At 33.0% G+C, this 25,208-nt stretch carries 20 protein-coding genes; 2 read left to right on the forward strand and 18 right to left on the reverse strand.

The window, feature by feature from the left end:
- Nucleotides 1–170: 170 nt before the first annotated feature.
- From VGE71_RS06420 to truA, 15 genes are all read right to left on the reverse strand, one after another.
- Nucleotides 171–662: a TPM domain-containing protein gene (locus tag VGE71_RS06420; RefSeq protein WP_331137580.1), complete on the reverse strand. Its 492-nt coding sequence runs from the start codon at nt 660–662 to the stop codon at nt 171–173.
- Nucleotides 663–804: 142 nt separating this feature from the next.
- Nucleotides 805–1,554, reverse strand: coding sequence for a DUF2314 domain-containing protein (locus VGE71_RS06425; protein WP_331137581.1), 750 nt, complete (start codon nt 1,552–1,554; stop codon nt 805–807).
- A gap of 104 nt (nt 1,555–1,658) precedes the next feature.
- Nucleotides 1,659–2,618 (reverse strand): DUF6620 family protein, encoded by a 960-nt coding sequence (locus tag VGE71_RS06430; RefSeq protein ID WP_331137582.1) that lies wholly within the window; start codon nt 2,616–2,618, stop codon nt 1,659–1,661.
- 25 nt (nt 2,619–2,643) lie between these two features.
- The gene (locus VGE71_RS06435; protein WP_331137583.1) at nt 2,644–3,573 is read right to left on the reverse strand and encodes a hypothetical protein; all 930 of its coding nucleotides are present in this window, start codon (nt 3,571–3,573) and stop codon (nt 2,644–2,646) included.
- Nucleotides 3,574–3,588: 15 nt separating this feature from the next.
- On the reverse strand, nt 3,589–3,831 hold the full coding sequence (locus VGE71_RS06440) for a hypothetical protein (protein ID WP_331137584.1): 243 nt from the start codon (nt 3,829–3,831) through the stop codon (nt 3,589–3,591).
- The gene (locus VGE71_RS06445; protein ID WP_331137585.1) at nt 3,831–4,784 is read right to left on the reverse strand and encodes an SPFH domain-containing protein; all 954 of its coding nucleotides are present in this window, start codon (nt 4,782–4,784) and stop codon (nt 3,831–3,833) included. Before VGE71_RS06445 ends, VGE71_RS06440 begins: the two co-directional genes overlap by 1 nt.
- A 302-nt stretch (nt 4,785–5,086) precedes the next feature.
- Nucleotides 5,087–6,475, reverse strand: coding sequence for a dihydrolipoyl dehydrogenase (gene lpdA / locus VGE71_RS06450; RefSeq protein WP_331137586.1), 1,389 nt, complete (start codon nt 6,473–6,475; stop codon nt 5,087–5,089).
- Between the two features lie 469 nt (nt 6,476–6,944).
- Nucleotides 6,945–7,529 carry an NUMOD4 domain-containing protein gene (locus VGE71_RS06455; protein ID WP_331137587.1) on the reverse strand — a complete coding sequence of 195 codons (585 nt, stop codon included), beginning with the start codon at nt 7,527–7,529 and terminating at the stop codon, nt 6,945–6,947.
- 224 nt (nt 7,530–7,753) lie between these two features.
- Nucleotides 7,754–8,518 carry a LytTR family DNA-binding domain-containing protein gene (locus tag VGE71_RS06460; RefSeq protein WP_331137588.1) on the reverse strand — a complete coding sequence of 255 codons (765 nt, stop codon included), beginning with the start codon at nt 8,516–8,518 and terminating at the stop codon, nt 7,754–7,756.
- Between the two features lie 113 nt (nt 8,519–8,631).
- Entirely contained in the window at nt 8,632–9,951 is a 1,320-nt protein-coding gene (locus VGE71_RS06465; protein ID WP_331137589.1) for a RagB/SusD family nutrient uptake outer membrane protein, read from the reverse strand.
- 12 nt (nt 9,952–9,963) lie between these two features.
- Complete coding sequence (locus tag VGE71_RS06470) at nt 9,964–13,305, reverse strand: SusC/RagA family TonB-linked outer membrane protein (RefSeq protein WP_331137590.1); 3,342 nt, start codon at nt 13,303–13,305, stop codon at nt 9,964–9,966.
- Between the two features lie 15 nt (nt 13,306–13,320).
- Nucleotides 13,321–15,918, reverse strand: coding sequence for a zinc-dependent metalloprotease (locus VGE71_RS06475; protein WP_331137591.1), 2,598 nt, complete (start codon nt 15,916–15,918; stop codon nt 13,321–13,323).
- Nucleotides 15,919–16,003: 85 nt separating this feature from the next.
- Nucleotides 16,004–17,575, reverse strand: coding sequence for a histidine kinase (locus VGE71_RS06480; protein ID WP_331137592.1), 1,572 nt, complete (start codon nt 17,573–17,575; stop codon nt 16,004–16,006).
- A gap of 16 nt (nt 17,576–17,591) precedes the next feature.
- The gene (locus VGE71_RS06485; protein ID WP_331137593.1) at nt 17,592–19,346 is read right to left on the reverse strand and encodes an ABC transporter ATP-binding protein; all 1,755 of its coding nucleotides are present in this window, start codon (nt 19,344–19,346) and stop codon (nt 17,592–17,594) included.
- Between the two features lie 148 nt (nt 19,347–19,494).
- A complete protein-coding gene (truA, locus tag VGE71_RS06490; RefSeq protein ID WP_331137594.1) occupies nt 19,495–20,232 on the reverse strand; it encodes a tRNA pseudouridine(38-40) synthase TruA in 738 nt (245 codons plus the stop codon).
- Nucleotides 20,233–20,457: 225 nt separating this feature from the next.
- On the opposite strand from truA, the gene VGE71_RS06495 reads away from it, so the two are divergent.
- Nucleotides 20,458–20,952, forward strand: coding sequence for a metallophosphoesterase family protein (locus VGE71_RS06495; protein ID WP_331137595.1), 495 nt, complete (start codon nt 20,458–20,460; stop codon nt 20,950–20,952).
- A gap of 2 nt (nt 20,953–20,954) precedes the next feature.
- Here VGE71_RS06495 and VGE71_RS06500 read toward each other — a convergent pair whose 3' ends face one another.
- From VGE71_RS06500 to VGE71_RS06510, 3 genes are all read right to left on the reverse strand, one after another.
- On the reverse strand, nt 20,955–21,866 hold the full coding sequence (locus VGE71_RS06500) for a sensor histidine kinase (RefSeq protein ID WP_331137596.1): 912 nt from the start codon (nt 21,864–21,866) through the stop codon (nt 20,955–20,957).
- A 3-nt stretch (nt 21,867–21,869) separates the two neighbouring features.
- Nucleotides 21,870–22,529 carry a response regulator transcription factor gene (locus VGE71_RS06505; RefSeq protein WP_331137597.1) on the reverse strand — a complete coding sequence of 220 codons (660 nt, stop codon included), beginning with the start codon at nt 22,527–22,529 and terminating at the stop codon, nt 21,870–21,872.
- A gap of 124 nt (nt 22,530–22,653) precedes the next feature.
- Entirely contained in the window at nt 22,654–23,064 is a 411-nt protein-coding gene (locus VGE71_RS06510; RefSeq protein WP_331137598.1) for a DUF4293 domain-containing protein, read from the reverse strand.
- A gap of 182 nt (nt 23,065–23,246) precedes the next feature.
- Here VGE71_RS06510 and rho point away from each other — a divergent pair, with 182 nt between their 5' ends.
- Nucleotides 23,247–25,088 carry a transcription termination factor Rho gene (gene rho, locus VGE71_RS06515; RefSeq protein WP_331137599.1) on the forward strand — a complete coding sequence of 614 codons (1,842 nt, stop codon included), beginning with the start codon at nt 23,247–23,249 and terminating at the stop codon, nt 25,086–25,088.
- Nucleotides 25,089–25,208: the final 120 nt, after the last annotated feature.

Raw genomic sequence — 25,208 nt, forward strand, 5'->3', positions numbered from 1 at the left:
TAAGGTTTTTAATTTTAGGAAATATATTTTATAACAAAATATGAAGCGAAATTATTTTAATGGCAGTTTTAAGATAGCTATATTAAAGTGTTTTTATATTAAAAAAAGTTTTTTTTATAAATACAAAAATAAAAAAATCCGATTTTTGAAAGAAAATCGGATTCTATATTTTATTCTATTTTTTTGATGAGCTGTTCAGTACCAAGTTGTAAACCTTTGTAATAATCGCCTTTTTTTAATTCTGGAACCACATAAGTTGAAATGATATTTTTCATTTCTTCATCTGTCATTTTAATACGGATTTTATCTACTCCCTGAACCTGAATTTGTCTTAATTGCTTACTAATTACAATCAATATTGAAGTGTCTACTTTTAGTTTAGAAAGCAAATATTTATCTAAATCTAAAGAGTACTCGGTCAAATCTGTATAAGGACTTATAGAAGAAGTGCTCACAATAAGTATTTTGCTTTTCGTTTTGGTTTCACTGGCTTTTAAAAAATCTCCTAAACTTTTCGCCTGACTTGGACTCATAATCTTTTCAAAATCATTTACATAATCGTACGATTTTGCAAAAATAGTTTCTGGATCAGGTTTGGTTTGTGCAGAAGAATAATTTGGTAAAAAAAGAACAATTATAAAAAGCAACAATAATTTTTTCATGTCAGATTTTGATTTTGGGCAGTGCAAAATTAAAGCTTTATTATTAAAAATTAATATCCAATTTGTTACGAAAAATCAATATTTATTTCTCATAGAATGGAATAAAAAAAATCCGATTTACGTAAATCGGATTTTTAGTAATTTATTGAAGCAGTGGTAACAGATGTTCCCATTTTAGTTCTTTGGCAAAATCAAGTGCCGTTTTGCCATTTTCTGTTTTAGCATTTTTATCTGCTCCTGATTCTAACAAAACTTCAATTGAATTTTGATTTCCTGCAATTGTTTCGCGATGTAAAAAAGTATATCCTAATTCATCTTGATGAGTTACTTCTTCTGGATTATTTTTTACAAAATCAATAAGGCTTTCCTTCATGTTTTTGCTCATCGGATGTTCAAGCAAATTTTCAGGTTTTTCTTTTTGTTCATTAACCACCAAAATATCATTATAATCACCGAAATCTAATCCCCAAGCCTCATCGTGAGATTCTCTTTCGTCTTCGCTCATTTCAGAACGCATGGCTTGAATGGTAAAAGCGCCGTAAGTTTTTCCATTAATAGCAAATAACCAATCACTGATTTGATTGATTGGAATTTGTATTTCGTCACCATTATTTACATTCGTTAATTCATCTGGATCGTTTACTAAGATTCCGTATATGTTCTCTCCGTCAAAATTTACATCATTGATCCACATGTGTTCTACTACAGTTTCTCCATCAATTTCCTGAGTAAAAGCCAGTTTTACACAAGCAACGTCTAGCCCTGGAATTATTCTGCGGTATTCCCAAGATAATTCTCTCCAGAAATATTTAAAAGTTTCCTGAGCTTTTTTATAAGCTTCAATCATTTTTGGATTTTCTCCGTCGGCGTAGAATATTTTTGTTTCTTCCATTATATTGTATTTTAAGTGGTTTTGTTGAATTATGAATTATTTTAAACAAATAAAAAACCGATTTGTTTTTTTGCAAATCGGTTTTTTTATGATCAGAAAAGAATTTAGAAATTTACATCGTCTGCAACATTTCCGCCTTGTTCTGCGGCAAATTTTGCAGCATATTCTTTTTGTTTTTCCTGCTGGTAATTAGAAAATTCAAGAATACTTTCGGAGTTCCAGTTTTGATTTTGCTCTGTCATCCATTGCATCGCTACCGATTGGAAGTCAGCTAAATTGATTCCGAAGTTTTCTAAAATCCATTGAGCGCCATCAATTCCGTATTCGTAAGCTGCTTGTCTTGCGCCGGCCAATTCTTCATAGAAATAACGATCGTTTTTCATTCTTTCTAAGTTTGCAGCTCCTTCTTCTGAAATTTCTGCTTTAAGATTCTCCAATTGAGGAACAGTAACATTTTCAGCATAATATTGCCCAAAAAGAGTGGTAACTGTAAACGAAGTATCTTCTCCCATACGCTGTGGCCAGATGGTATTTAATTCTTCCCAAATAATAGGTTCAAATCCCATTGCTTTACAAACTTCCAGATGATCGATTCCGGCACTTATTTTAAGGCACATTGCGGTGTAAGTTCTTAAATCTACGCCATGAACAGGTTCTAAGAGTGGATTGTTATCTTCTACTTTTACAAATCCAGAAGTCTGAATTCCAGTATATTTTAGAGAATTAGCGTGTTCAAAACGAATCATTTGATCAGTATCACAGTTATTCCATTCTAGGTAAACTTCTCTTCTGTAATTAAAATAGATGTTCTGAATGTCTTTGTCTTCTAAGTTTTCTCCGCTTGCACGTTCATCTGCGATCCATGCTTCGGCTCTTGAAGCTACTTCTGCATCAAAATCTTCTACTGAATAGTGTGTTCCGTGTAAAGTTTCAGGATCGTATTCTACTTCCTGATATCCATCTTCATAATCATTTTCATAATTATCATTTGAAGCTGAAGCTTCATAATTTTCATTTTCCTGCTTGTTGTCTCCAGTTATAGAGTCAAAAAATTTTTTAAACATTTGTCGATTTTTTTGGATTAATAAATTAATATTTCAATTGATTCTGATACATTTTTTCGTTGTGTTCTTTTAAATCCGGCGTGATTTTGTTCCATTCGTCGTACATGGCTCGTAGGTAAATCTGACGCAATTTTGGTGCATTTTGAATAGCAAATTGTCTTTGTTCTTCTAAGTCTTTCATTTTAGAATGAATTTCATTTAAGACACTTTTATTCGATTCATGAATCGTACTTAAACTCAATTTATGATGCTCGTGATATAATTCTCTTTCTTTCTCTACTTCACTTTCATATTCTTCCTGTAAATGTGCAGTTCTTTGTTCTGCAAGTTCTCGCGCGATATTTTGTAAATTTCTTCCGAGTGTACTTGGAGTAAATGTGTTTTGGGTTTTGCAATACGGACAAGAAACATACGTTTCGATTAAAAATATCTTGTCGATAGTCAAATTTCCACCGCATTGTGTACAGTTGAATTTGTCTTTTATAGTTTCAAATTCGCCTAATATTTTTTGATACTCGATTTCAAGATCGCGTTCTTTTGTTTTTTCAATCTGTTTTCTCCAATACTCGCATTTGTTTTCAAATTCGTAATAGCGGTTCGAAGAAACATCTCTAAAATCTGAAATCAAATCGTGATGTTTGCTTAAGACAGAAACTTGAGAATTGATGTTGTAATAGAGATTGATTATTTTTTCTTCATAAGTTTCTCTGGCTTTTGTTCTAATGTTGTTTAGTTGACCATTTATACCAGAATATACATTATGAAAAGTTCTTTTGTATAAATCATCGTCTTCCTTTAAAATCTGTTTTAACTCTGGAATTGCAGCCATTGCCAATTCTTCCATTTTGGCTTCCAGTTTTTCTAGAAAAGCAAACCATCTTTCTTTTGATTCCTGAAGTTCAGCATACCATTCTGGCGTATTTTCTTCTGTATTTTTATTGAATAGTCCGAACACTTTATTTTTGATTTTTTAAATTGAATTATCTTCTTTTTTAATGTAAAGTCCGTCTGAAAGTTTGGTGCTCAAAAACTCAAAACCACAGTAGGCGCAATGAGTTACACCGTCTTGTTTGGCACGTCCAGCGCCGCAATTTGGACAATCTCTTGCATTCATTTGCGCATCTGTCGTTTCGTATTCTCCTCCATAATTGGTTTGATTTTGCGCTTTTTGTTTTAATTTATCTAAAAACGAACTGACTTTTTTCTCTTCCATTACAACTGATTTAATAATTCGGTTTTCTTCGTTTTGAATTCGTCTTCGTCAATTAAACCAGCATCAAATAAAGATTTCAGTTTTTGAAGTTTTGAAGTTAAATCGTCTGAAGTTTCTTGTTTTGGAGTCTCTTTGTTTTGCTGTAACTGATTTAAAAGAATTCCCATTCCCAAAGCGTTTTGAGTAGCGTCATGAAGAACAGTTCCTTTATCTCCAATTGCAGTTGCAGTATTGAATTTGGTAAATTTATCCATATCGGTTACCATATTCATATTGGTGATTTTATCGTAATGTTTTGTAACTTCTTCTGGTAAGGTTACGCTCGTTATGACAAACTGAGTAAGTTCGATTCCTAATTGCTCAAAATATGGTTTTAGATAAGGTTCTATTTTTTTACCTAATTGTGTAATGTTTCCAGCAACGTCTGTAATCGTAATATTTTCATTAGAGAGAACTTCTCCAAATTTTGGAGCTATAAAATCTCGTAATTGGTTTTGTAATTCAAAAATGGTGAGCTGCTTATAAGTTCCAGCATATTGACGGAAAAATTTAGCGACATCGTTAATTTTTATATCAAAACTTCCAAAAGCACGAATTCTGATCTGACCAAATTGTGGATCATTAAGTAAAATAGGAGCAGGAGTTCCCCATTTATTATTGATGAATTGATGGGTGTTGAAAAAATAAATATCAGCTTTAAAGGGACTTTCGAAACCGTATTTCCAGCCTTTTAATCTGCTTAAAATAGGAATATTTGCGGTTGATAATGTATGAAGTCCCGGAGAAAATACGTCTGCAAGTTGGCCTTCGTTTAGCAACATTACCTGCTGACTTTCACGAACAGTTAATTTAGCTCCATTTTTTATTTCTTTATCTTCATCATGATGTTTCCACATTAATAAATTAGGATCACTTGTTGTAGCTTCGATTATTTCTATAAAAGGTAGTTTCATTGCAAATCTATTTAAAGGTAATAAAAATAGGAAATTTGCTACAATAAAAAAGTTTTCTTATATAAAATTTAAGATAAATTTTTATTTTGCGCTATCTTTTCTGTAAATGGCTAATTACAGTTTGCAAATTGAAATTAAATAAAGAATGTATCTTGAATGTTAATTCTAGAACAATGATTTTTTAATAAAGAATATACCTTTTTTAAAAGACAAAAAAAATCCGACCTGCTTTCGCAAATCGGATTTTATAAATTGAAAATTATATATAACTCCGTAAAGAAGGAATCTTTACATTGTATATTTTACAAGTGAATTACTTCGCCGTAAGCATCAGCTACAGCTTCCATAACAGCCTCGCTCATTGTTGGGTGAGGGTGGATCGCTTTTAAGATTTCATGACCAGTAGTTTCTAGTTTACGAGCTACAACTGCTTCAGCAATCATATCTGTAACACCAGCACCAATCATGTGGCATCCTAACCATTCTCCGTATTTAGCATCGAAGATTACTTTTACGAATCCGTCAGCAGCTCCAGCAGCTTTTGCTTTTCCAGAAGCTGAGAATGGGAATTTACCAATTTTTAATTCGTAACCTTTTTCTTTTGCTTGTTTTTCAGTTAAACCAACAGAAGCGATTTCTGGAGTTGCATAAGTACAACCAGGAACATTTCCGTAATCGATTGGTTCTACGTGTAAACCTTTGATTTTCTCTACACAGTTAATACCTTCAGCAGAAGCAACGTGAGCCAAAGCTTGACCTGGAGTAACGTCTCCAATTGCGTAGTATCCTGGAATATTTGTTGCGTTGTAAGCGTTTACTAAGATTTTATCTCTGTCAACAGCAATACCAACTTCTTCTAATCCGATGTTTTCGATGTTTGTTTTGATTCCAACTGCAGAAAGTACGATGTCAGCTTCAAGAATTTCTTCTCCTTTTGCTGTTTTTACAGTTGCTTTTACTCCGTTTCCAGAAGTATCAATTTTTTCTACAGAAGAGTTAGTCATGATTTTTACACCCGCTTTCTTCATAGAACGCTCCATTTGTTTAGAAACGTCTTCGTCTTCTACAGGAACGATGTTTGGCATAAACTCTACGATAGTAACGTCTGTTCCCATTGAGTTGTAGAAGTGAGCGAACTCAACTCCAATTGCTCCAGAACCAACGATAATCATAGATTTTGGTTGTGTTGGCAAAGTCATTGCCTGACGGTATCCAATTACTTTTACACCATCTTGAGGTAAGTTTGGCAACTCACGAGAACGAGCACCAGTTGCGATGATAATGTGATCAGCGCTATATTCTGTAACTTTATTGTCTTTATCCGTAACGTCAAGTTTTTTTCCTGGTTTTAGTTTTCCAAAACCTTCGATAACGTCAATTTTGTTTTTTTTCATCAAGAATTGAACTCCTTTGCTCATTCCTTCCGCAACACCACGGCTACGTTGAATAACTGCTGGGAAATCTTTATCGAATTCAGAAACTTTCAATCCGTAGTCAGAAGCATGCTTTAAATAATCAAAAACCTGAGCAGATTTTAAAAGAGCTTTTGTTGGAATACATCCCCAGTTAAGGCAAACTCCACCAAGATTTTCTTTTTCTACTACAGCTACTTTAAAGCCTAATTGAGAAGCTCTAATCGCTGTTACATATCCTCCAGGACCACTTCCTAAAACAATAACGTCGTATTTCATTTTTTTTGTTTTTAGTATTAACTATCGAAAAATGAATTCTACAATTCCGAAACTCATCTTTCGATTTATTCTTTTGTTATTTGTGATTGCGAATTTAAGGATTTATTTTATATGAACACCTGAAATTTTGTTTTTAAAGACAGAGATTTTGGTCTTTTCACAGAAAATGAAGTAATTGTGAATTGCAAATTGTGAATTCTGAATTGATTTTTGAGATTTAGTGAGTAATTGTTGATGGTTTGTAGTTAATGGTTTGTAGTTAGTTGTTAATTGTCAATTATCAATTATCAATTATCAATTGTTAATCGTTACTACAATTGTTGCTAAAAAAAAACAGCCACAGATTATTAGGATTAAAATGATTTTTAAAAAATCAGTGTTAATCTGTGTAATCTGTGGCTTTTTAATTTTTAGTTATGGGTTATAAGTTATCGATAACCATCAACTACAAATCATTAACCATTAATAATTAAACCTTAACGTGTCCCCAGTTTTCTCCGCTGGCAATTCTTCTGATCTGCATTTCGCTTACGCCAAATTGTTTTGCGATCATTTTCAATCGTGTTTTTTGTTCTGGTCTTGCTAATATCTTTTTGATTAACATGACTTTAGTTGTTGTTAATTTTCGTCCGTCCGATTTTAGATTGTGTTCTATTAGATTTTTTTTCGCTTGGATCACGCGTGGACTTTTGCGGCTGTGCGCCATCATTTCCTGTTTGGTTGCCCAGCGTAGGTTTTTCACGTCATCGTTGCTTCTATTGTAATCTAAATGCAATACGTAAGTTTGATCTTCTGAATCTTTCGGGATAAAATATTGGGCAACTAATTTGTATAAGAAGAGATATTTGTTAACGATTTTATCGTCTTTTTTAACCTTAAAACGGAAAGTTGGATATCCGTCACTTAAACCGCCTTTTAAGATGCGGCCATTTTCAATTTCGTCAGTAAAGCTTATTAATCGTCCTCTGTTTGAAATGGCATATTTTAATTGTAATGAGGCATTTATTTCTATTTCTTTAAACTGTTCTTCTGGATAAAATCGGTTTTGTGGCATATTCTTTTACATTTGATTTCTATACTCTCAAAGATAAATAATAAACTAAAAAAGTCGGCTATCTACTTGATACTGAAATGTCAGTTTTATGATTTCTATAACGCTATTTTAACGTTTTAAAATCTTTTTAGCAGTTTTTAGTCGGATTTTAAATCACAAATTATCAAATATGCAGTTTTTAATTTTTCGCAAAAGCGTAAATTCTAGATTAAATTACCATTATTTTATTGATCGAGCCAACTTTTAAAATTATGGATTTCTTTTTTACTGATAAAAATTGGATCGTTTTCGACAGAAGGAACAGTCAAAATAAGTTCGACTTTTTGATGTGAATGTTTGACTACTTCTTTTATACTATTTCGATGAACAATATATTTTCGGTTTATTTTGAAGAAATGAAATGAATCGAGACTATTTATGATGTCGGTTATGGTACTATTGTATAAATAACTGTTTCCTGATTTTAAATAAATAAACAAATGTTTGCCAGTCGCAGCAAAATAGTTGATTTCGTTTTCATTGACAGAAATCAGTTTATAACCATGATTTACTAAAAAATGACGCTGTATTTTGTTGTTCTCCGGATTTTCTATCGCTACTAAAGATTGAAGCGTAGAATCACTGTTAAAACTGTCTTTTATTTTTTTGAATTTATGAAGTGCTTCTAGTAATTCTGATTCTTCAAATGGTTTTAGAAGATAATCAATAGTGAAGTGTTTGAAAACAGAAATCGCATAAGAATCATAAGCTGTAATGAAAATGACAGGGCAGGCGATAATTGTCTTTTCGAAGATTTCGAGACTTTTTCCATCTCCCAAATGTATGTCCATAAAAGCCAAATCGACTTTGTTTTCGCTAAAGAAAATAACAGCTTCTTTCACAGATTTTAAAACACTGATTTCTAAAATCGGTAAAATATCTTGCTGCTCTAAAATGGATTTTAGATAACTAGAAGCTAGATATTCGTCTTCAACAATAGCGATTTTCATTTTTTTTGCCTTTGTTTTTTGGAATTATTTTGCAAAGATACTTCACTAAATAGTTTTTCCAATAAAAAAAGGTCCGGTTTACAAAACCGGACCTTTTAAAAAACAAATAGGTATTATAGATTGGGATTATTCAATCTCGCGTTTGCAGGATAAACAATCGTATAGCGCGGATCATTTTGTATCAATGTATAATCTTGTCCATCAACAGTATGAACAATTTCCTTTTGAGTAGTTCTTCTCAAGTCAAACCAACGGTGTCCTTCTGCAGCAAATTCGCGACGTCTTTCGTTGCCAATAAATATGGCTAGATCAGTTGCATTCATGGCATTAACAGAAGCAGTAACGGTAGTTAAACCAGCTGGAGTGTAACGTTTCGAAGCAAAATCTAATACAGTTGTTTTAGCATCTGTCAGATTATTTAATTCCAATAAAGTTTCTGCTTTTGTTAGGTATAATTCTGAAGTTCTAAAAGAACATTTTTGAGCGTCTTCTCCTCCTTTTTGGATTCTGAAACGGCTTCCGTTAGCTAAAAAGTAAAGCGAGTAACGTATATCTGTTGTTTTGTTGTAAGCCGAAAGTAAATCAGGAGAAGCATATGAAACTGATTTCAAACTATTATTGAATACATTTTCAAGTGCTAAAATCGATTCTACACCATCAAATCTGTTGGCTAAAACTTTAGTTGAATTTAAATCAACTAAATCATTCTTGATTGCCAATGCTTTGTTTGCAGCATCAAGAGATTTTTGCCATTGTTTTTGATATAAGTAAATACGGCTTTCTAAACTATACAAAGAAACTTTAGAAAAACGGTAATTTAATCCTTTTGGCTGAGATGCTACATTAAGTAATTTCTCTGCTTCTCTAGTGTCAGAAATAATTTGATTATAAATTACTTCTACACTTTCTGGAATAAATGCCTGTTCTAAATCTATTTCTAATGCTAAAGGAACTGCTTTGTCGCTTGCTGCAGTTGCTGCATTGTAAGGTTTTGCAAAAAGGTTAACCAAATCAAAATAAGCCATTGCTCTCAATGCATAAGCTTCTCCGATTAATTGATCTCTTTCTGCAGAAGCTCCTATTTTTTTAGACGCTTCGTTGATTAATACATTCGTGTAAAAAATTACAGTATATAAATTTTGATATTGAAAAGAAGTGGTAATCTTGTCAGGATTTGCATCTTTCCAAATGTAAATATCTCTGAAATAGATAAAATCGTCGAAGAATTCATTCATTGTAAGCTCGTCTGCACGAACTGCGCTCAATGATTTATGTTGTGGATAAGCAGAATATCCTGTTGTTAAAACGGCACGAAATTGAGGTAATGTTTCCGGAATTACTTTACCAACAGGTGTTACATCCAGATAATCATCACAGCTGCTTATGGTTAGCGCCGCGATAAAAAATAATATATATTTTGAGTATTTTTTCATCTTTTGATAGTATTAAAAAGTAACATTACAACCTACAGTAAATGACTTAGGAACAGGCTGAGAATAAATATTTCCATAAGTTTCAGGATCAAAGTAACCTTTGAAATCAGAACTAATTACAAATAAGTTTCTTGCTTCAACATTAAGTCTAATACTCGAAATATTAATGTGATCCGTAAACGCTTTTGGAAGTGTATAACCTAAACGGATACTGTTCAATCTCATATAACTCATTTTACGAACCCATGTATCTAGGTAATTCATGGTTATAATATTGTTTCCTCCAGAATACCATTGGTATGCCATCCATGAATCTCCTGATCCAGAAGTCATGCTTGTAATTCCTGGTAAGTTAGAAGATGTATTAGTTGGCGACCATGCATCTAAAATTCTACTTGAATAATTTCGTCCTCTGTCTACTTCAGCTCCGTTGTAAGGTGGAGTTTCTACAACAGTTTGGTCTAAAGTAAATGAAGCCACAACTGCTAAATCAAAATTACCTACTTTGAAAGTATTGGTAATACCTCCTGTATATTTAGGGTCTCTATCTCCTAAATAAGTGAATAAATCTCTAAACTCTGCAGCACTTAATTTTGATTGTGAAAATTCTCCTGGTAAGAAATCTGCAAATAAATCATACAAACCAAAGAAAGTTTGACTGTTTACTGTTTCTCCTTTTTTGTTTACGAACAAAGGATTTCCGTTTTCGTCGATTCCGTTTGTTTTAAATCCGAAAACTGCATTTACAGGACGACCTTCTCTGCTTGGCATATAATCAGTATCACGAACTTCTATACGGTCAACATTACTCTTGTTTTGTGCAAGATTGAAGTTGGTAGTCCATTTAAAATTTGGACGATCGATATTTCTTGTTGAAATAGAAAGTTCAAAACCTTTATTGGTTACCTGCGCCCAGTTCATGTTCGTAAATTCAAAACCATTTTCTAGAGGTAATGCTCTATTACCTAATAAATCGGTACTTTTTCTTCCGTAAACATCAGCAACAATGCTAATACGGTTATGAAACAATCCAAGATCTGCACCAAAGTTTGTATTCGTAGTTTTTTCCCAACGCAATTTTTCGTTCGGAGGACTAACCACTACAATTGTAGGTTCTGTTTGTCCTGGAAGAATAGTTGTAGTTTTGTTTTCTCCTACAACAAATGGAGAAGTGTTTTTGTCGATATTTCCTTGTAAACCATAAGAAGCACGTAGTCTTAAGTTAGAAATAACGTTGCTGTCTCTTAAGAAGTTTTCCTGAGAAACCAACCACGCTCCAGAAGCAGACCAAAGTGGCAAGTATTTGTATTTTGGGTCTACACCAAATAAATCCGAACCATCATAACGTGCACTTCCAAATACAGTATATTTTTTGTTATATGTATAAGAAGCAGTTGCAAAGAAAGAAGCAAAAGCATTTTCATTTTGCTGTTTCAGGTACGTTCTGTATTCAGCGTTGTTTGCAAAATCCGAATTTGGGAAAACGATTTGCTGAGTTGTCAATGTATTTTCATCAAAACCGAATCCTCTAGTTTCTATAATTGTTTGGTAATTTCTTCTCAACTCATTACCAACCATAATTTCAACCTCGTGCTTGTCAGCAAAATTGTTTGCGTAATTAAGCGTTGTTTTTAAATTGTATTGAAAAAAGTCGTTATTAGAATTTTCGATTACACCACCTGCTGGAAGGAAATAATTGAAATTACCATTCGAGAAATAACGTGATTTTTCTTTGTATCTTCTTGTATAATAACTGTTTTGACCAGCAAATTTATCAGTAGAAGTCTGGTCCAACTGAAGACCAAGTTGACTGTTTGCTTTTAAATGATCTGTAATTTTGTATTCAGCATCCAAAAGCGCTTTTATAGCTCTTGCTTTCAGTTCGTAAGAAGTATTTGCTCTTTCTTCAAAAAGATTATATGGAACGTAACGATCAGAATATCCTGTAATATCCTGGTCATAATTGTAACTTCCGTCGGCATTGTAAGGCGTCAGGTACGGATTTACGTTTCTTGAATAATTAGCAGGATTCGTATTTCCACTTGCTTCTGTCAGATAAGAGTTTTTGATAGATTCTGAACCAAAAAGTCCAACACCAACTTTAAATCTGTCTGATACTTCGTAGTTGTTTTTTAATGTTAAATTGTAACGTTTGAAACCAGTTCCAATAGTGGTTCCTTGTTCATCATAAAAACCTGCAGAGAAATAATAATCTGACTTTTCGCCTCCACCAGACAGGCTTAAACCATGCTGTGTATTGATTGCATTTTGGTAAATTAAATTACCCCAGTTGAAATTATTGTTTCTTAAAGCATTAATAGAATTTTGAGTAGTTGGACTCAAAGCAGAGAATCCTCCAGCTCTGAAAGTATTTAATTCATTAGCTCCGTTTAAAATACGAGCTACTTGTCCGCCAGTATCTCTATATGTTAAATCTGAACGACTAGCCATACCAAGTTCAAAATCAACTTTTTGATTAGAATTCATTAAATTCAATTTATCAAAATCTGGTCTTTGTGTGATGAAAGTATTAGTGTTAACATTAATTACCATTTTACCGCTTCTTCCTTTCTTAGTGGTAATTACGATAACTCCATTGGCTGCACGTGCACCATAAATAGAAGTTGCCGCAGCATCTTTTAAAATAGTAATGTCTTTAATATCATCAGGGTTTAATCCTGCGATAGAATAATTGGCCAATAAATCGATGTTGTCTTTATCGTAGTTTGTAGGTACATCGCGGCCTTCTAATGGCAATCCGTCCAAAACCCAAAGAGGATCTTGAGAACCATTAAGAGAAGCAGTTCCTCTAATTCTGATTTTAGCTGGTGCTCCAGGTGCTCCAGATGGCGTAGTTACAGCAACTCCGGCAACTTGTCCCAATAACATTTGGTCCACACTTGCAACTCCCGCCTGTTGAATAGAAGCCATATCAACTTTTGCAATTGCAGAAGTAAGCTTTCTTTTCTCAATTTTTTGGTAACCGGTTACTACAACTTCCTGAAGTTTTCCAACTTCAGATTTTAAACTGATTGTATATTCTTTTTGAGAGGAAGACAAATCTAAAGTATAGGCTTTGTATCCCATAAATGTTATTCTTAATGCGGTAACATTTTTAGGTACTCTTAATTGAAACTTACCATCAAAATCTGAAGTAGTTCCGATGCTTTCACTCTGAATAATTCCAGCCATAGCTGTTTTACTAGAGATTGAATTGTTCTCAACAAAAATTGACGCTCCAGGAATCGGAGATTTGTCATTTTCGTCTAAAACAATACCCGAAATAGTTCGGGATTCCTGCGAGTATCCTGCAATGGCCAGGAATAGCAGTAAGGCTTGTAAAATTTTTGTCATGTTTTTGGTTGTGTATTAAAAGGTTGTATTATTTAGGGCTTTATCGATTCGTTGTATCAAATCGTTGTAATGGTTTTGGGTAGATTGATCTCCTGTATTCTTTTTTGTTTTTAATAATTGAAGAACTTTGCTTAATTCTCCTTTTTTGTCTGAAGTTACTTCTGTAACTCTTTTCAAAGTAGATTGATTAATGTTTCGTGCCATATGAGCATCATCTAAATAGTTGCACAAATGAGGCATATTTAAAGTCTGCTGAATGTCTAGTAATTTTTTAGGATCTGTTTTTTCAAATAATTTGTTTGTTGAAACAATTAAAACATCTACGTAATTCTTTTGTGTCATCCTTTCTAAAATGCTCAAAGACTTATTTTGAATGGTTCCTGCAAACACACTTTGGTGCATTTTTTTAAACAAGTCATTTACGGTAAAAACAGGGTCTTTGGTTTTATTACGTTGATATAATTGGTTTTCTGTCATTCGAAGCAAACGATCATCACTAAATAAATTGTACATAACATCGTACTGTAATTCTCTTGAAAGCGTATACGGAGTATATTCATAAGGTCCAAGAGGAGAATCTTTCAACGGATTTGTTTTGTCTAAAATGTCATTAAAAAACAACCATTGTGGAATCGTAATTACATTTTTAACCAAATAGTCAGCAGCTCTTTTTTGCATTGTAGCAGGAACAGGAACATAACTTTGTTTGTTGTCTCCATGAACCGTTACATTCAAGTAAACACCACCAATATTGTTCATCACATGACGATTGTACATTTGCCATTGACCAATAGTTCCGATATATAATTTTCCAGTTTCGTAATACGATTGATCTTTATCGTAAGTCCAGTTTAGAATGTTATCCACAACACGTTTTAAGTTTTTTAAGCCATATTCGCTGGCTTTAACCGCGTCGTTTCCTAAATCTTCCGATTGAGAGCGAGGATCAATTGTGTTTTCCTGTTGTTCTCCATAGAAATAAATCGGATCATTTTGATGCTTCGTAATCAGAGTATTTAGCTTTAAAGTCTCATTATCATTTGGACCATACCATCTATAACCCCATTCGATAGCGTATTTATCATATTCTCCGATTTTTGGAGTAATTACAGTTACGTTATCTTCTGGTTGAGCTACATAATTGTAACGGGCATAATCCATAATTGATGGAGCAGTTCCGCCCATTTTTGCTGTAAATTCTTTGGAACGTAAAGATTCAACATCATAAGCAAAAGAAGATCCCATATTATGTTTTAGACCAAAAGTATGTCCAACTTCGTGAGAAGAAACAAAACGGATTGCTTCTCCCATATGCTCATCACTAAATGTATTTCCACGAGCTTTTGGATCAATTGGTCCAGTCTGAATACGCATCCAGCTTTGAAGCGAAGTCATTACATTATGCCACCAAATAATATCGGCTTCGATAATTTCACCGCTTCTTGGATCAACCACAGATGGTCCCATTGCGTTCGATTTTGGAGAAGCCGCATACGTAATTACAGAATAACGAACGTCATCAATGTCAAAATCTAAATCTTGTTCAGTAGGTTCTTTTGCAATAATGGCATTTTTAAATCCTGCTTTTTCAAAAGCTGCCTGCCAATCGTGTACGCCATCAATAATGTATTTTCTCCATTGTTTTGGAGTCGACGGATCGATGTAATAAACGATTGGTTTTTTCGGCTCTACTAATTCACCTTTCAAATATCGTTCTTCATCTTCTTTCTTTGGTTCTAAACGCCAGCGGGTAATCAATTCTTTTTCAAGCATTGCTTGCTGTGCATCGGCAAAATACCAATGCTTTTCGGTAAAAAAGCCAATTCGTTTGTCAGAAAAACGAGGTTTCATTGGAGTTTTATCCAATAAAATAATATTACTTGTTACGCCAAGGGTCACAGACAATGCTGGACCGCCTTCACTTACAGAAGTTGTCAGTTGTGATTTAACAACGATGTTTTGAGGAAAAGATTTTAAACCTTCAATATAAGAAAGATCAGATTTAACAGAACCGCCAAAACCAGTGCTACTCAAAACATCGTTGAAGCTTTTTTGTTTTCCGTCAAAAATCTTATTTACTTTAATAACAACAGCAGTCGAATCATTATTTTTAGTTTCAATATCAAAAACTTCAATAATAGATTCGGCAAAATTATTTTTTACAGATTCTGTAATCGCATCTTCTTTTGGTGAAGAAACTTTAGGAACATACGATTTTACCCAGACTTTCTTTGCGATTGTATCTTTATAAAAACTAATAATCTTGTTTTCATAATTCATTCCTTTATTTAAACCGGCTTCGTTTACCTGAAAAGGAACCTGAGATAATTTGTTTACAACTAAAAATTCTCTTTGAAATAAACTGTCCTGAATTTCAAAATAAACATCAGTTTTGACTTGAATAATATTGAAGAGTCCTTTTTTAACAGTTCCTTTTTTGATAAGGTCACTGTATTTTTTACCTTTTTTAGAATCGGTAGAGTCTTTTTTAATTTCAGTAGTATCTTCTTTTTTGTTTTTGTTTTTCTTTTGAGAATGAACAGTTAGTGGAGAAGATAATAATAGGAGTATGCAAAATGTTATCAAATTATGCAGGAATGTCTTTTCCTTCATCAGATGTTAAGTTTAGGTTAATTTTTGGCCGAAACTATTTGAATTTAGCTCAGAAAAAAAACGAAAAGGAGTGAATGGATTTTTTTTAGGAGTGAATGGATAGTAATGGAAGGATACAAACAAAACTGCCATCTTTTTCTGATGTCTCAAATTTGCTTTTCGAATAATAATTGTAAATACTCTTTAGATAATTTAATCCAAATTTAGTACTTGGTTCAGCAGTTGATTTTTTTTGAAGATTGTTGCTGATAATAACTTGATCTGATTGAATCAGAATCTTAGTAGTCAACGGACTTTCTTGTGTGGCATTATTATGCTTGATCGCATTTTCGACAACAGTCTGAAAAGCCAAATATGGAATATATTTTTCCAATGCAGTTTCATCCTGAATTTCAATAGAAAAGAAAAGCTCTTCTTTAAAACGAGTTTGCTGCAAAAACATATATTTCTCTATAAATAACAATTCATCCTTTAAAGGAACAATGTTCTTTTCTGGCGGATCAATTAAATAACGATAAATTCGGGATAAGTTTAAGGTGAATTTTTGAGCGACTTTAACATCGCTTCCCATTAACATATAAAGTGAATTCAACGAATTGAACAAAAAGTGCGGATTCATCTGCTCTTTCAATTGCTGCAACTGAATCAAAGCTTTTTCTTTGATGATTTTCTCGTTTTCAACAAGTAGTCTGTTTTTCTCCTCAATAACAATTCCTTTTTCTCTGTAGGCACGTCTGTTGGCATAAGAGAAAAGATAGAAAATCAACAGTAACATTACTGTCGTAATCGAATAAATTAAAGTGGAATATTTTTTTATCTGAGCAACATTCTCATCCACAAAAATTTTCGGGAAGTTTACACAAACAAACCAGTTCGAATTTTTTACATCTAATTTTTTAGTAAAGCGAATAACGTCTAGTTTTAAAAACTCAGACATGGTAATTCTCTTCGCAAAATCTTGTTTTTTAGTGAATATTGTATCAGAAGCCTGAAAAGAAGAAACTTTGAAAATATTTTTTCCAATAAAAGCAGCTTCAGGATGATAAACGCAAGTTCCTTTTTTATCAAAAACAAAAGCATAATTAGAAGCCGTTTTGTCTATTTTTGAAATATAAGTATGAAGCAATCCTAAATCAATATCATAACCATATCGAACCATTGTATTGTTTGCTGAAATAAGGTTGAAATAAATACGCCAAACCCATTCTTTTCCCTGCGGAAGAACAATACTAATGTGTTGCTTGTTTTTGTTTTGAAAAAGAAAATCTTTAATCTCTTTTTTGGTTTCTTCTGAAATCTCATTATCTCCATAATGAATAACATTTTCATTAATCTGAAACCAATTATGTATAATCAGTTTATTATTCGTCTGAAGCGAAGAAAGTAATTGTAAATTATTGTCAAGATTTGAAGCACTGCTTATTTGTAAAACATGCTGAATTCTTTTTTCCTGTTCGAGAAATTTTGATAATTCCTGAGATAAAAATTCCTGTTTTTTAATGAAGTTACGCTGCGCCATATCTTCATTCGATTTTTCGGTCAGATCAGTTATCAGATTACTCAAAATGTAAACCGAAGTAACCGTAATCAGAATCGAGGCAATAACGTAAATTACAAATGCCCGTCTGGAAGTAATATTTTTTAATCTAAATTTCAAAGAGTATCATCATGACTTAATTTGCGACGGCAAATTGAGAGTCATATAAATTTTTATAGTACCCATCAGTTTTATGTAATAATTCCTGATGCGTGCCTTGTTCAACAATTAATCCTTTATCCATCACCACAATCTTATCTGCATTTACAATTGTTGCTAGTCTGTGTGCTATAATAATCGAAGTTCTTCCTTTAGTAATAGTTTCTGTCGCACGCTGAATCATTTCTTCAGAATAGGTGTCGATAGAAGAAGTCGCTTCGTCTAAAATTAAAATACTTGGGTTGCTCACGTATGAACGTAAAAAAGCAATCAGCTGGCGTTGTCCAGAAGATAACATAACACCACGCTCTTTTACATCAAAATCGTAATTATTTGGCAGGTTCATAATAAAATCATGAACTCCGATTTTCTTCGCAGCATCAATTACCATTTCTCGGGTAATTTCCGAATTGTGCAAAGTAATATTATTGTAAATCGTATCGGCAAACAAAAAAACATCTTGTAAAACCACAGCAATTTGTTTTCTTAAAGAAGCCAAAGTATAGTTTTCGATATTTTCGCCATCAATAGAAATTGTTCCTCCGTTAATTTCGTAAAAACGATTTAAAAGATTAATAATCGTCGATTTTCCTGCGCCAGTAGAACCTACAATTGCAACGGTTTGTCCTGCCGAAACAGATAAATCGATTCCTTTGATAACTTCTTCTTCTGGAATATAACTAAAACGAACTTGCTTAAATTCGATACTTCCGTTAAAAACTGGTGCTTCAATTTTTCCAGTATCCTGAATATGATCTTGTGTGTCAATAATATCAAAAACACGATTGGCAGCGATCATTCCCAATTGCATCTCATTAAATTTATCCGCAATTTGTCTCAACGGATTAAACAACATTCCAATAAACATCGTGTATGAAAACAAATCTCCAAAAGTCGTAAAATGATCTCCGTTCAAAATTCTAAAACCACCGTAAACCACAACTAATCCTAAAGTAATGGATGAAATAATATCGGCAATAGGGAAGAAGATGGAGTTGTACAAAATAGTCTTAATCCAAGCAACTCGGTGTTTGTTGTTGATTTCTTTAAAGTTTTCGGCTTCGATTTTTTCACGGTTAAAAAGCTGTACGATTTTCATTCCCGTCACACGTTCCTGCACAAACGAGTTCATATTTGCGATTTGCGTTCTAACTTCCTCAAAAGCCACCTGCATTTTTCGTTGAAAGATTCGGGTAATGTAAACCAAAATAGGCATGGCAACAACTACGATCCAGGTCAGTTTCCAGTTCATGTAAAACATAAAAATCAATACCACAAACATTTTCATCAAATCGCTTATAATCATAAACAAACCTTGGCTGAAAATACGAGCAATCGATTCAATATCCGAAACAGCACGAGTAACCAATTGTCCAACGGGAACCAAATCAAAATACTTCATTCGGAAGCTTAAAATATGTTTGAAAAGTTTTGTTCGAATATCTTTTACAATATCCTGTCCAAGCCAGTTGGCCCAGTAGACAAAATAAAACTGAGAAAAAACCTCCATCAGTAAAACTACACCCATTAATATAATGTACAACAACAATCCCATTTTGTCATGAGTTTTGATATATCCATCAACCGTTTCTTTTAACAGATAAGGACGAAGTGCAGCAAAAATAGAAAGTGAAACCGCAAAAATGATTACGCCATAATAGCGCCATTTATAAGGCCTTGTATATTTTAAAATTCGTTTGAATAATCCAGTATCGAATGCTTTTGCTTTCATTTGTTTTCAGGAGCTGTTTCCTGCTTTCCGTTACAAGTTTTTTTCAAAAATATGTTTTTGTATTGTTTTGCTAAGAGCTTCCGTTGGTCGCTTTATCAAAACACAAAAACTATATTTTTTTCAAAAAAGCTTTTCACTTCAATCAGGGCTATTTAATGTAATCGTAATCTATTTTGGTTAAATACAAACCATGCGCTGGGACAGAAAACCCTGCTTTTTCTCTGTTTTTACTGGCGATAATATTTTCTAAATCTGCCAATGTAATTTTGTGTAAACCTATATTAATTAAAGTTCCTACAATTGCCCGAACCATATTTCTCAAAAAACGATTTGCCGAAATGGTAAAAATCAGTTTTCCTTCTTCTTGTTTCCAAAACGCCTCAAAAATTGTACAGTCAAATGTATTGACATCTGTATTTGTTTTAGAAAAACACTGAAAATCGGTATGTTTCAATAATAACTGTGCAGCTTCATTCATAAAATCCACATCTAGTTTTTGACTTACATACCAGCTCAGTTCCTGTAAAAACGGATTTTTTACAGTATTGATATGATATTCATACGTTCTTTTTGAAGCATCGAATCTGCAATGTGCGTCATCATGAACTAGAATAATATCAAAAATTGCAATATCTTTTGGTAAAAAAGAATTCAGTTTATGAACCAAAACTGGAACATCCAAAGTTTTTTCGGTATCAAAATGCCCAAACATTTCAGTAGCATGAACGCCAGTATCTGTTCTTCCGGCTCCCATAATACTAATGGGTTCATTTAATAAAACCGAAAAAGCCTTATTTAAAGTTTCCTGAACAGAAGAAGCGTTAGGCTGTATCTGCCAGCCATGATAATGTGTTCCGTTATAAGCAAATTGAATAAAATATCTCACAATTGAGGTTCAAAGGTTCTGAGGCGCAAAGGTACAAAGGTTTTTTGATTTTAGAGACAAAGGTTCAAAGTAACAAAGTACCAAAGTTCTTTTCCTGTGTTTTAAATTGTAGAGGTGTACAGCAGTGTATTTAACATTAGATGAACAAATCATATTATCATTAAGGTGTTTGCAAAGAAAAATCTTTGTTACTTTGTTACTTTGAACCTTTGTCCCTTAAAAAAAATGACTAAAATCCTTCTTCTCTCAGATACTCACAGTCACATTGATGATACTATTTTGAAATATGTTGCACAGGCAGATGAAGTTTGGCATGCTGGAGATATCGGTGATTTGAACGTAACAGATGCTATTAAAAAACTAAAACCTTTAAGAGCAGTTTATGGAAATATTGACGATGCAAAAGCACGATTAGAATTTCCGTTAAATAATCGTTTTTCTTGTGAGAATGTTTCGGTTTGGATTACACATATTGGTGGTTATCCTGGAAAATACAATCCGAATGTTAGAGAAGAGCTGGTTCTGAATCCTCCAAAATTGTTTATCTGCGGACATTCACATATTCTGAAAGTCATGTTTGATAAAAAGAACAATTTATTGCATATGAATCCAGGTGCTGCCGGAAAAAGCGGTTTTCACAAAGTTAGAACAATGCTTCGATTTGTAATTGATGATGACAAAATTAAAGATTTGGAGATTATCGAAATCGGAGAAAAATAGATTTAATGTGGCAACGGAATTTGAATTTTGATTTGAGTTCCTTCATTTTCCTTCGAAGCGATAATTAATTTTCCTTTATATTTTTTAATTCGGGCTCTAATTCGGTTTAAACCAAAACCTTCCGCATCTTTTAATTTTTTAGTTTTAAAGCCAATTCCGTCATCATGAATTGTTAATAGTAATTCATTGTTTTTCTCAATCAAATGAATTTTTGCCTTTTGAGCTTTACTGTGTTTTATGATATTATTGAATAATTCGCTGACGATGAAGTAAATCTTCATTTCAAATTTTTCGGTATATCTTGTACTGGTTGCAACAGAGCTCGAAAATTCAAAATGAATAGCAGAATTGGAGTGTTTTTCGCATAAATCTTCTAAAGCATAAAGTAATCCAAAGCGAAGTAAAAGTGACGGAACAAGATCATGAGACATGTCGCGTAGAAGTTCATGAGCTTCTGATAGAATGTTTTTAGCTTTTTGTATTTCATCAGATTTGATATCGTGCTGTGCCGTAAAAGTGTTTAAATGCAAGCCCGCCGATGACAAGAGAGAATTGATATTGTCATGAAGAAAAGAAGCGATTTTTTTTCGTTCGATTTCCTGACTGTCAATTCCTGAATTAATGATGCCAAGAAGTATTTTTTGTTTGGTGTCTTTTCTTTTTATTTTTTGTTTTAGTTTGTTATTCTGGTATAAAAAATAGAATAAAAAAAAGATAATAATAGTGAGCAAAATAGACAAGCTAACTATTTTTTTGTTTCGTAATTGTTCAGATTCTGTAATCGAATCCTGCACTGTTTTGTTTTTGATTTCTGTTGGAGAACCAGCCGCACTTGTATTGGCGGGTTGTGAAAAAGAAGTTCCTTTAACAGCAAAACATAAAAGCAGTGATAGTATAAAATTACGACCAAACATACATTAGGGATTAATTAAATTGTTTTTCAAAGCATATTTAACCAAGCCAATTGTGCTTTTTATGTTTAGTTTTTTCATAATATTTTTGCGATGAGTTTCTACAGTATGTGAACTGATAAAAAGCTTTTCGCTGATTTCTTTTCCACTATATTCTAAGGCAATCAATATGATAATTTCAATTTCTCTTGGACTCAGAATTGGACTTTCAATAACGACATTTTGATTTAGTTTCGGATTGTCTTTGAAAGTGTTGAATATCTTTTGTCTAATGGCATCACTAAAATATTCCTGTTCCTGATAAACGGCTTCTACAGCTTCAATGATATTTTCTCCTGCGCAATTTTTGGTAAGATATCCTTTTGCGCCCAGTTTCATTACTTCTTTTATAATTTTTAAATCATCATAACTAGAAAGTATAATAACTTTACAAGGAGATTCTTTTTCCTTAAATTCCTTTAAAGTTTCTATTCCGTCTTTTTTCGGCATACTGATATCTAGAATTAAAACATCAGCTCCATCAGCAGCCACATCATCATAAACAGTAGTGCCATCAAGTGAACTACCAACAACTTCGAAGTTCGAAACTGTTTTTAATAAGTTGGAGAGACCATCAATTAAAACCTGATGATCGTCTGCGAGATGAATTTTTATTGGAGAAGCCATTTTTTAAAACTGATTAAAAAGTAAAATTATGAAAAATTATCTTACGTTTATTTCGTTTTAGTCCAAAAAAAACCCGAATATAAAATTCGGGTTCTTCTTCGCGCAATAAACTAAGTTTATAGGTTTACCTCAAACGATCTACAGATTTTACAAGATCTTCGTCCTTTTTGATGGCCTTATTAGCTAAAACTAATAACACGATAGCAACAATCGGAAGAAACATCCCAATACCTTTCTCAGAGACTTCAGCCTCTCCAGATAAATTTAGTGATCGATATACAAATAATCCTAATAAAATTAAATTTAATATGATGTTCAACCTGTTTAACACAAATTGATTTTGTCTCTTTTTAAATGAAATTATACTGATCACGCTAAGCATTGTTGTTAATCCTAACAGAAAAGTATAAAGTTGACTCTGCATAAAAAAGAAAGGCTTTCCTGCGGCGGTTGTCCATAGTGGAACAAAAAGCATTAAAATGCCTGTTGCTGCAAAAGCCAGAAATAAATATACAGTCTGAATTCTTTGTATCATGTTCTAAAAATGTTTTACAAAAATATATTTTCTTTTTTTAAAATACTATTGTATGATAAAATTTTATTCGTATTATTGCATCATAATACCGTAAGCACTTCATACTGCGGTCAATTCAAATTTATTATCTACCATTCTTTTTACAGTATTTCCTTTAAAATAATTAAATTCATAGAACATTCATGTTTGATATTTCTGCATTAAAAGAAATGAAGCTTGCTGAGCTTCAAGAAATAGCTAAGTTAGCTAAAACAATAAAGATTACCGGTGTCAAAAAAGAGACTTTAATTAGCCAGATTTTAGCACATCAGGAAAGTACTCTTGAGCCTGCTGAAGCTCCTCAAACAAACGTTGCTGCTGAAGCTAAAGAAGAAAAACCAAAACGTGCCAGAATTGCACCAGCAAAAACAAAAGCAGCAAATACCAAAAATGCTCCCGTTTTAGAATTTGATAAAGTAGAGGAAACTGTTCAAAAAAACGATACTGCTGAAACAGTTCAGCCAATTGCAGAAACGGCAACAGAAGCAGTACAAGAAAATAAGACACCAGTAGCAAAAAAAGATCCTAAAGGTGGAAAATTTAATAAACAGGCTTACGAGAAAAAAGTAGCTCTTAAAAAAGAGAAAGAAGCTGTACAAGAAGTGGCTACAACTGAAGAAACTTCAGAAGCAGTTGCACCTGAAATAACAGCCGAAACAACAGAAATTGCAGAAAAAACTCCTGCTATTGCTCCTGCAAAAAAGATCAATCCGAATCAAAATAAAAATCAGAACCAGAACCAAAATCAAAACCCGAATCAGAACCAAAATCAGAACGGGAATGGCAATGGAAACGGAAATCACAACAACCAAAATCCTAATCATAAAAATAAAAAGAACAATAATAATTTCAGAGATTCGGATTTCGAATTTGACGGAATTATAGAAAGTGAAGGTGTTTTGGAAATGATGCCTGACGGTTACGGATTTTTACGTTCATCAGATTATAATTATTTAGCTTCTCCAGACGATATTTATTTATCGACATCACAAATCAGATTGTTTGGTTTGAAAACTGGAGATACAGTAAAAGGAGTGGTTCGCCCTCCAAAAGAAGGAGAGAAGTTTTTTCCTTTAGTTCGTGTTCTTAAAATTAACGGACATGATCCGCAAGTTGTTCGTGATAGAGTTTCTTTCGAACATTTAACTCCGGTTTTCCCATCAGAAAAATTCAAACTAGCCGAAAAAGGCAGTTCTATTTCAACTCGAATTATAGATTTGTTTTCACCAATAGGTAAAGGTCAGCGTGGTATGATCGTTGCGCAGCCTAAAACAGGTAAAACAATGCTTCTTAAAGATATTGCAAACGCAATTGCAGCCAACCATCCAGAAGTTTATTTAATTGTTCTTCTTATTGACGAACGTCCAGAGGAGGTTACAGATATGCAAAGAAGTGTTCGTGGTGAAGTTATCGCTTCTACTTTCGACAGAGAGCCACAAGAACACGTTAAAATCGCAAACATTGTATTAGAAAAAGCAAAACGTTTAGTAGAATGTGGTCATGATGTTGTCATTCTTTTAGATTCGATTACACGTTTAGCAAGAGCTTACAATACAGTTCAGCCAGCATCTGGAAAAGTATTAAGTGGAGGTGTTGATGCGAATGCATTACAAAAACCAAAACGTTTCTTTGGAGCGGCTAGAAATGTAGAAAACGGTGGTTCTTTAAGTATCATCGCAACTGCATTAACAGAAACAGGTTCTAAAATGGACGAGGTTATCTTCGAAGAATTTAAAGGAACTGGTAACATGGAATTACAATTAGATCGTAAGATAGCCAATAAACGTATTTTCCCTGCAATCGATCTTACTTCTTCAAGTACACGTCGTGATGACTTGTTATTAGACGAAAAAACATTACAAAGAATGTGGATTATGCGTAAATATCTATCAGATATGAACCCTGTAGAATCTATGGACTTTGTAAACGATCGTTTCAAGAAAACAAAAAACAACGAAGAGTTTTTGATTTCGATGAATGACTAGAGAAAGGAACAAAGGCTCATAGTAACAAAGGGACAAAGGTCTTCGCTTTTGTGCTAAAAAAATATAAAATAAAAAAAGGGATGAGTAAAACTCATCCCTTTTTTGTTTGTTACAGATTGG

The organism is Flavobacterium sp., from assembly GCF_036405015.1.
Classification (GTDB): Bacteria; Bacteroidota; Bacteroidia; order Flavobacteriales; family Flavobacteriaceae; genus Flavobacterium.

Coding starts and splice junctions, on each gene's coding strand:
- VGE71_RS06420 (WP_331137580.1), bottom strand. CDS start 662: ATGAAAAAATTATTGTTGCTTTTTATAATTGTTCTTTTTTTACCAAAT.
- VGE71_RS06425 (WP_331137581.1), bottom strand. CDS start 1,554: ATGGAAGAAACAAAAATATTCTACGCCGACGGAGAAAATCCAAAAATG.
- VGE71_RS06430 (WP_331137582.1), bottom strand. CDS start 2,618: ATGTTTAAAAAATTTTTTGACTCTATAACTGGAGACAACAAGCAGGAA.
- VGE71_RS06440 (WP_331137584.1), bottom strand. CDS start 3,831: ATGGAAGAGAAAAAAGTCAGTTCGTTTTTAGATAAATTAAAACAAAAA.
- VGE71_RS06445 (WP_331137585.1), bottom strand. CDS start 4,784: ATGAAACTACCTTTTATAGAAATAATCGAAGCTACAACAAGTGATCCT.
- lpdA (WP_331137586.1), bottom strand. CDS start 6,475: ATGAAATACGACGTTATTGTTTTAGGAAGTGGTCCTGGAGGATATGTA.
- VGE71_RS06455 (WP_331137587.1), bottom strand. CDS start 7,529: ATGCCACAAAACCGATTTTATCCAGAAGAACAGTTTAAAGAAATAGAA.
- VGE71_RS06460 (WP_331137588.1), bottom strand. CDS start 8,518: ATGAAAATCGCTATTGTTGAAGACGAATATCTAGCTTCTAGTTATCTA.
- VGE71_RS06465 (WP_331137589.1), bottom strand. CDS start 9,951: ATGAAAAAATACTCAAAATATATATTATTTTTTATCGCGGCGCTAACC.
- VGE71_RS06470 (WP_331137590.1), bottom strand. CDS start 13,305: ATGACAAAAATTTTACAAGCCTTACTGCTATTCCTGGCCATTGCAGGA.
- VGE71_RS06475 (WP_331137591.1), bottom strand. CDS start 15,918: ATGAAGGAAAAGACATTCCTGCATAATTTGATAACATTTTGCATACTC.
- VGE71_RS06485 (WP_331137593.1), bottom strand. CDS start 19,346: ATGAAAGCAAAAGCATTCGATACTGGATTATTCAAACGAATTTTAAAA.
- VGE71_RS06495 (WP_331137595.1), top strand. CDS start 20,458: ATGACTAAAATCCTTCTTCTCTCAGATACTCACAGTCACATTGATGAT.
- VGE71_RS06500 (WP_331137596.1), bottom strand. CDS start 21,866: ATGTTTGGTCGTAATTTTATACTATCACTGCTTTTATGTTTTGCTGTT.
- VGE71_RS06505 (WP_331137597.1), bottom strand. CDS start 22,529: ATGGCTTCTCCAATAAAAATTCATCTCGCAGACGATCATCAGGTTTTA.
- VGE71_RS06510 (WP_331137598.1), bottom strand. CDS start 23,064: ATGATACAAAGAATTCAGACTGTATATTTATTTCTGGCTTTTGCAGCA.
- rho (WP_331137599.1), top strand. CDS start 23,247: ATGTTTGATATTTCTGCATTAAAAGAAATGAAGCTTGCTGAGCTTCAA.